The 7400-nt window shown below is 62.1% G+C and carries 4 protein-coding genes and 1 tRNA gene; 3 read left to right on the forward strand and 2 right to left on the reverse strand.

From position 1 onward, the window contains the following. The first annotated feature begins 114 nt into the window (after nucleotides 1-114). On the forward strand, nucleotides 115-384 hold the full coding sequence (locus tag ACTG4J_RS13800) for an usg protein (RefSeq protein ID WP_439140320.1): 270 nt from the start codon (nucleotides 115-117) through the stop codon (nucleotides 382-384). On the opposite strand, the gene ACTG4J_RS13805 is transcribed toward ACTG4J_RS13800, so the two are convergent. Both ACTG4J_RS13805 and ACTG4J_RS13810 read right to left on the reverse strand, forming a co-directional pair. Continuing rightward, entirely contained in the window at nucleotides 371-847 is a 477-nt protein-coding gene (locus ACTG4J_RS13805; RefSeq protein ID WP_439140321.1) for a disulfide bond formation protein B, read from the reverse strand. The two genes, ACTG4J_RS13800 and ACTG4J_RS13805, sit on opposite strands and share 14 nt — an antisense overlap. 2 nt (nucleotides 848-849) lie before the next feature. Beyond that, nucleotides 850-1464 (reverse strand): exopolysaccharide biosynthesis protein, encoded by a 615-nt coding sequence (locus ACTG4J_RS13810; RefSeq protein ID WP_439140322.1) that lies wholly within the window; start codon nucleotides 1462-1464, stop codon nucleotides 850-852. 181 nt (nucleotides 1465-1645) lie between these two features. Here ACTG4J_RS13810 and ACTG4J_RS13815 point away from each other — a divergent pair. Both ACTG4J_RS13815 and ACTG4J_RS13820 read left to right on the forward strand, forming a co-directional pair. Then, nucleotides 1646-1730: transfer RNA gene (locus ACTG4J_RS13815), tRNA-Leu, on the forward strand. Between the two features lie 720 nt (nucleotides 1731-2450). Further along, a partial coding sequence (locus tag ACTG4J_RS13820) for a cadherin-like domain-containing protein (protein WP_439140323.1) occupies nucleotides 2451-7400 on the forward strand: 4950 nt, incomplete at its 3' end.

Genomic DNA, 7400 nt, shown 5'->3' on the forward strand with positions numbered 1-7400 from the left:
ATCCCCCCTGGCATTGGCAGCCGCGGGATGAAGGTGATAACAAATTGTTTTTATTGATTTTTAATCCCGATGCGGCATGCTTTGACCATCGTACTTCGCAGAATGGGGTTGCGCATGGAAAAATCCGAGACCGCCTTGATGCTCAAAGGCTATGGGCTGACCACCGCCGAGATGATCTATCGCCTGCCGGATCATCGACATGTGCTCAACAGCTTCGTCTGGCAGGATTACGATCTCGCCCCCGATTACCCGCGGCTTTTCGATTTCATCGCCTATTGGCAGGACGCAATCGACGGGCCGCTGCATTCGGTGCGGTTCGTGCATCGCAAGCTGATCGCACCGGGCGAATGGCGCAATGTGACGGGTGAATTCACCTATCACTAGGCGCGCGGGCCGCCGCGATCCACAGGCCCATCAGCGCCAAGCTGGCGATGCCGTTCCACGACGCCATCGACAGGCCGAGCATCGACCATGCGACCTCGGTGCACAGCACGATGCCCTCGCCTTGGGTCGGGTCGAGCAGGGTGGCCATGTCCATCGCGCCCAGATCCTCGCCGCCACCCGTGCAGGCGAGGTTCAGCGTCCACCATGCGCGCTCGACGCCCGTATGGAGCAGCGCGATACCCGCCCCTGTCAGCATCGATAGCGCGCCTGCGATCGCAACGATTGCGCGGGGCAGGACAAGACCCACGGCCCCAAGCGCCACCGCCACCGCATGCGGCCAGCGCTGCCACAGGCACATGGCGCAAGGCGCAAGCCCGCCGATATATTGAAAGCCGAAGGCGCCAAGCAGCATCGCGGCCGATCCCGCACCCGCCAGCGCCATGAGATATTTGCGTTGCATCATCTTTACCCTCCGATCCACGCCAAGATCAGGCTTGCGGCGGTCGCACCCGCGACCAGCAATGTGCCGATCCATACCGCGCCGACGATCATGCCCAGAACGACCAGAATTCCGTCGCGCTGCAAGAGCCCGATGGCGACGATCGCTACACCCACGCCCGGAATGGTATTCGTGCCGGGGAGCGGCACAAGGATCGACGCGCTGAAAGCCAAGAGTGCCAGCCCCACCAGTTGATCGAGTGGTCGCCGTGTCAGCACCGCGAGGCGCGGGCGGCTCACCGCTTCGATTCGCTTCAGCCAAGGGTCCGCGCGCCGGGCCAACGCCGCAAGGCTGGCCGTCGCTACCCGTCTGTTCCCCAACTTGCGCGGCAGCCACGGCGCGCTGCGGCCCAACACCATCTGCGCCGCGATGAACAAAAGCGGCAAGGCCACGATCTGCGGCACGCCGTAAAGGAAAGGAATGCAGCAGGGCAGGGCCAGAACCAGAAGGAACAGGCCAAAGGCGCGGTCGTGCAAATGATCCAATACCCAAGCAAGCGTGACCGTGTCGCCCTCTGCCTCTGCGACCAGATGGTCGAGCTGCTGGGCGATCGTGATCGGCGCATCGAAGGGCTCTGCCATCGGTCGGTCTCCTGGTGGTGGGCCTGAAAGCAGGCCAACGATCACGACTCGGGGGTGTCGGTATCAAACCGCAAGCTGGCATGCCAGCGGCCCGATCCTCGCCGCTGCCTTTGCAGGCGACGACGCGCTGCATGGATTTGGGCTGGACGAAGCCGGGCCGGCGCGCTATCGAACCAGCCGTGCCCGAGTGGTGGAATTGGTAGACGCAGCGGATTCAAAATCCGCCGCCGAAAGGCTTGTCGGTTCGAGTCCGACCTCGGGCACCACCTCCCACGAATCAAGTTTGTTCTCGATACCCCCGTTTTGGGGTGCGCCGTGGGTCATCATGCACAAACAGGCCGAAATTTGATCGCAACGGACCGGGCCAATTGTGGCAAGGACAGGGCGGGCCGCGGCATTGTTTCCCCCACGGAACAGGTTTGTCGTTTCCTGTGGGTAGACAATCGACCGCCGGCTCTGCGGCTGCGCGCGCCGCCGCGCGCCTGCGTTAATACCGGATTTTTCGCTTTTCAGCCAAAAAACAAACGCTTGGCTTTCTGCAGATCGTCACGGGTTCCGAAACAATCGCGGCAGAGATTGTGGCAAAGCCCGCCTGATTGGGCCTCATCCAACGAGACTTTCGCCATGTTATTGAAAATTTTTCCTTCTGACTTGGGCTGGTTGCGCGTATTCATAAAGACAGCCCGACTGGGGGGCGATGTCTGCATAGGCCACGGGGGCGGCCGCACGACCTGCGATTTTGACCGCAGGAGTGATGTGCGCCGTCTGTCGGTCAGAATGACCGCAAAAGGTTGCACATCGGTTACGCCACATGCCGTGGCGAAGCCGGTGTAGATGCGTTTGGTCGACGCATCCCATCACTCCCCGGAATGAATCGGATGCGTGCGGTCCGCCCAGTGGCCTGCATCATCGCCTGAAGGTCGTTTGTTTTTGTTGTCCGCTTGTCGGACAGGTCGATGTTTCGGCCACCTGTGGAGAGTAACGAGATGACGCTGTTTTTTTTCGACAAGAAAAATGCCTCCATTTCCGGCCGTTTGGTTGAAGACAGCAACAGGGATTTCACAGAAATTGCGACCGGTGGCGGGTTCGAAGCGGGCTTCGACGGCATCCGGGTCGAGCTGCTGAATTCCAGCGGGCATGTCATCGCCACGGCCTTCACAGATCACAGCGGGCGTTACACCTTCGGCAATCTCAGCTCGGGTAGCTACCGTGTGCGCGTTCCCACGGAAATCGAAGGCCAGACGCTTGCAACCAAGAATGTCGGCGGTTCCGGCATCGACAGCGATGCGAACACAAATGGCGTGACCGATGTGATCCATCTTTCGTCGGGGCAACGGCTGAACGAAGTTGATGTCGTCTACGGCGATTATCCCGACGGGGTGGTCGACGGCGCCGAGACGGGCGAGATTATGGGCGTGGGTTACGCCGATACGCAGGGCGACCTCATCACCGAAGGTGCCGACACGATCTTCGGCAATGGCGGCGATGACGACATCCGCGCCGCTGGCGGCAGCGATTTCATCTCGGGTGGCACGGGCAATGATACCGTCGATGGTGGCGCGGGCAATGACACCGTCAGCGGCGATGCGGGCGACGATATTTTGCTTGGTGGCACGGGTAACGACACGGTGCTTGGCGGTGCTGGTTCCGACGATCTCAGCGGTGGTGCTGGGGACGACTTGCTTGTCGGCGGTCGCGATAACGATATCATCGCGGGCGATAGCGGCAACGACACCATTTTCGGCGACAACCCCGTCGGCGGCGTCGAGGGTACCTCGACGGTGAATATCAGCCCCATCGCGGGCGCCGATCGCACCTTGTTCGTGTGGGAGTTGAACCAGATCACGGTCAACAACCTGCCCGGAAATGACAACCCGTTCCCCAACAACACCAAGGGTGACAACGATGTGGTGGGCAGCAGCTTCACCATCGGCGCGGGCGCAATCCCGACGACGGTCGGCATCGACGACAATGATCACAAGTTCAACGATGGCGACCTGTCGCAGGTTTTGAGCCAGACGGTCGTTCTCAACGGTGTGACGGGCGGTGCGGGCCATCGCTTGACGCCGGAATATTCCTATTCCTTGCAGTCCTCGACAGGCGAGATCGTCAATATCTACGTCGTCGAACTCAATGCCAACCACACGGTGGGCTTCGTGTCGGATGTGCCGCTTGTGCAAGGTGAGACCTACACCTTCATCTGCCGCACCAGCACCCATCCCGAGGTGAACTACAACGATCTGGCAACCAGCTACATCACGACGACAGGCGAACTGACCGACCCCGCCACGATCGGTGCGGGCGACGATGTGATCGATGCTGGTGCGGGCGAAGACCTTGTCTTCGGCGGCGGCGGCGATGATGTGATCATTGGTGGTGCGGATAACGACACGCTGTTCGGTGATTTCGGCAGCGAACTGTCGCCGGGCGCGCCGGACCTCAACCTGATCGAGAACGGATCGTTCGAGGATGTCTCGGGTCTGACCTCGACATTCTATGGCTTCGTCGGCACGGGCGGTATCCCCGGCTGGACAACCTCCGATCCCAATGATGAGGTTGATATTCACAACGACAGCCGGGATGGCCAAGTGGCCACCGATGGCGCCAACTGGCTCGATCTCGAGGCGTCGCCGGGCAATATCCGCATCGGTCAAGATGTGCAGGGCCTTGTCGCGGGCGAAGCCTATGAGTTGACCTTCGATGTCAGCGATTCCCCCAATCTGACGGCCACCGATGGGCCGAACGAGAATGTGGTGGATGTGTTTTTCGGCGGTGTCTTGATCGCCACGATCGACCCCAGCAACATCGGCGAATCCGACTTCCAGACCATTACCCTGAATTTGGTGGCGGGATCGGGCAATGGCAGCGACCGGCTCGAATTCCAAGGTCGTGGCGCCGAGGATAATCTCGGTGTGGCGGTCGATAATGTCAGCCTCGTGCCGACCACGGATGCCGGGATCGCCGCAGTACTCGATGCGCGCGACGGCGGTGATGATCTCATCGATGGCGGCACCGGCAATGATGTGATCGCCGGCGAGGGTGGCGATGACACGCTGGACGGCGGCACGGGCAACGATCTGATCTTCGGCGACTCGTCGAACACATCGGATGTCGGGACCTTCTCGGGCCCGCGCGAGAGCTTCGAGTGGGATCTGCTGAGCCAGGCACAGGCCGACAGCACCGTCGTGCAGGACACGGGCGACGTTACGGTCACCTACACCCGCACCGCCGACACCGGGGTGCACGAATCGTTCATCGACAATTCGACCTTTCTGAATGTCGCGGGCATCGATGACGGGGCCGAAACGATCGACACCACCTCGAGCCTGAGCTCGCTGACGGGTGGCCCGGGCAATCTCGGCGCTTTCGAATGGGCGTTCTCGGCGCCTGTCGGCAATGTCGAATTCAACATCAACGATCTCGATGGCGGCGGGCTTGTCACGATCCGGGCTTTCGATGAAAGCGGAAACGAAATCCCCGTGAGCCTCGTTGGCGGATCGGATATTGCGATCGGCCCCAACACCGCAACGGCCAATGGGCCTTTCCAGGAACCGAATGATCCCGACACCACCGTGCAAGTGACCATTCCCGGTCCGGTGTCCCGCGTAACGCTGGAACATGTGCAGGTTGGCTCTCTGAACTCGGGCATCAACATCACCGATATCTATTTCGACACGGGCTTCGTGCCCGCCACCGACAATACGACCGGTGGTGACGATGTCATCGATGGCGGCGAAGGGGCGGACACGATCATCGGCGGAGCCGGGGATGACACCATCGGCGGCGGCGCGGGCGACGACATCACCTATGGCGACAACGCGCAGGGCTTCGGCACGCTGTCGGTGCCCGACCAGATCGCGGATCAGGACGGCGCCGGTGGCGACGACCTGTTCGTGGGCGGCCTCGGCGCCGACCAGAGCTGGGGCGAAGGCGGCAACGACACGCTGGCCGTGGGCAGTGCGGCCAATGGCGCGGGCGATATCTTCGTCGCGGGCAACGGCCCCGATGACACGACCGACAACGACGTGCTCGACCTGCGCGGCGCGGGTCCGGTGACGATCAATGCGTCTGCGGATGCGACCGATGACGGCGCGCAGCAGGGCACGGTGACCTTCGCCGATGGCTCGACGCTGCAGTTCTTCCAGGTCGAGACGATCATCACCGATCCCGTCGATCTTGCCCCTGTTGCTGGTGATGATCTGGCGTCGGTTGATGAGGATGGTGTTGTCACGATCGACGTTCTGGCCAATGACAGCGACCCTGATGGGGATGTGCTGACCATTGCCGAGGCGAGTGTGCCGCCCGAACAGGGGACGGTCGCGATTGTGGGGGATCAGCTGGTCTTCACGCCTGCCGAGAACTTCAACGGCGAGGCGACGATCAGCTACACGGTTGCCGATCCTGCGGGCAATACCGATGGGGCCTCGGTCACGGTCACGGTCGCGCCGGTCAATGACGCGCCCGATGCGGTGAACGACACGGCCACCACCGATGAGGAAGCGCCCGTCACCATCGATGTGCTGGGCAATGACACCGATGTCGATGGCGATGCGCTGACGATCACGGCGGCCTCGGTGCCGACGGCGCAGGGCACGGTCGAGATCCTGGGCAACCAGCTTGTCTTCACCCCTGCCGACGACTTCTTCGGCGAGGCCACGATCAGCTACGCGATCACCGATGGCAATGGCGGCACCGATGTGGCCGAGGTCACGGTTGATGTGCGCAATGTCAACGACGCGCCTGTTGCCACCAATGACATCGCGACGACGGATGAGGATGTGGCGGTCGTCGTCGATCTTCTGGGCAATGACAGCGATGTCGATGGCGATCCGCTGAGCATCGGGACGGTCTCGGTCGACCCGGCGCAGGGCACGGTCGTGGATAATGGCGATGGCACGGTCACCTTCACGCCCGCGCCGAACTTCAACGGTCCTGCGACGATCACCTATACGGTTGTCGATGGTGCGGGCGGCGAGGATACCGGTACGGCGACGGTCAATGTCAGCTCGGTCATCGACCCGCCCGATGCGGTGAATGACACGGCGACGACCGATGAGGACACGCCTGTCACCATCGATGTGCTGGCCAATGATACCGATCCCGACAATCAGACGCTGACGATCACGGCGGCCACGGTTCCCGCGGCGCAGGGCACGGTCGAGATTGTCGGCAATCAGCTGGTCTTCACGCCTGCCGAGAACTTCAACGGCGCGGCGACGATCACCTACAGCATCGTCGACACCGATGGTGCGACCGATACGGCCTCGGTCGCGGTCACGGTGGTTGCGGTCAATGACGCGCCCGTGGCGCTGGCCGATATCGCGACGACGGATGAGGATGTGGCGGTTGTCGTCGATCTTCTGGGCAATGACAGCGATGTGGATGGCGATCCGCTGAGCATCGGGACGGTCTCGGTCGACCCGGCGCAGGGCACGGTCTTGGACAATGGCGATGGCACGGTCACTTTCACGCCCGCGCTGAACTTCAACGGTCCTGCGACGATCACCTATACGGTTGTCGATGGTGCGGGCGGCGAGGATACCGGCACGGCGACGGTCAATGTGGGTGCGGTCAATGACGCGCCCATCGCGGAGAATGACACGGCGACAACCGACGAGGATACGCCCGTCACCATCGATGTGCTGGCCAATGACAATGATCCCGATGGCGATCCGCTGACCATCATCGCAGCCTCCGTTCCCGCGGCGCAAGGCGCGGTGGCGGTGGTCGCGAACGAATTGGTCTTCACGCCCGCCACGGATTTCACCGGCACGGCGACGATCAGCTACACCGTCTCCGACGGCAACGGCCTCACCGACACCGCAACCGTCGCTGTCGAGGTCGCGGCGGTCGATGACACCCCTGTTGCTGGTGATGATCTGGCGTCGGTTGATGAGGATGGTGTTGTCACGATCGACGTTCTGGCCAATGACAGC

This window comes from Roseicyclus sp., assembly GCF_965662675.1.
In the GTDB taxonomy this organism is placed as follows: domain Bacteria; phylum Pseudomonadota; class Alphaproteobacteria; order Rhodobacterales; family Rhodobacteraceae; genus Roseicyclus.

Coding starts and splice junctions, on each gene's coding strand:
- ACTG4J_RS13800 (WP_439140320.1), top strand. CDS start 115: ATGGAAAAATCCGAGACCGCCTTGATGCTCAAAGGCTATGGGCTGACC.
- ACTG4J_RS13810 (WP_439140322.1), bottom strand. CDS start 1,464: ATGGCAGAGCCCTTCGATGCGCCGATCACGATCGCCCAGCAGCTCGAC.
- ACTG4J_RS13805 (WP_439140321.1), bottom strand. CDS start 847: ATGATGCAACGCAAATATCTCATGGCGCTGGCGGGTGCGGGATCGGCC.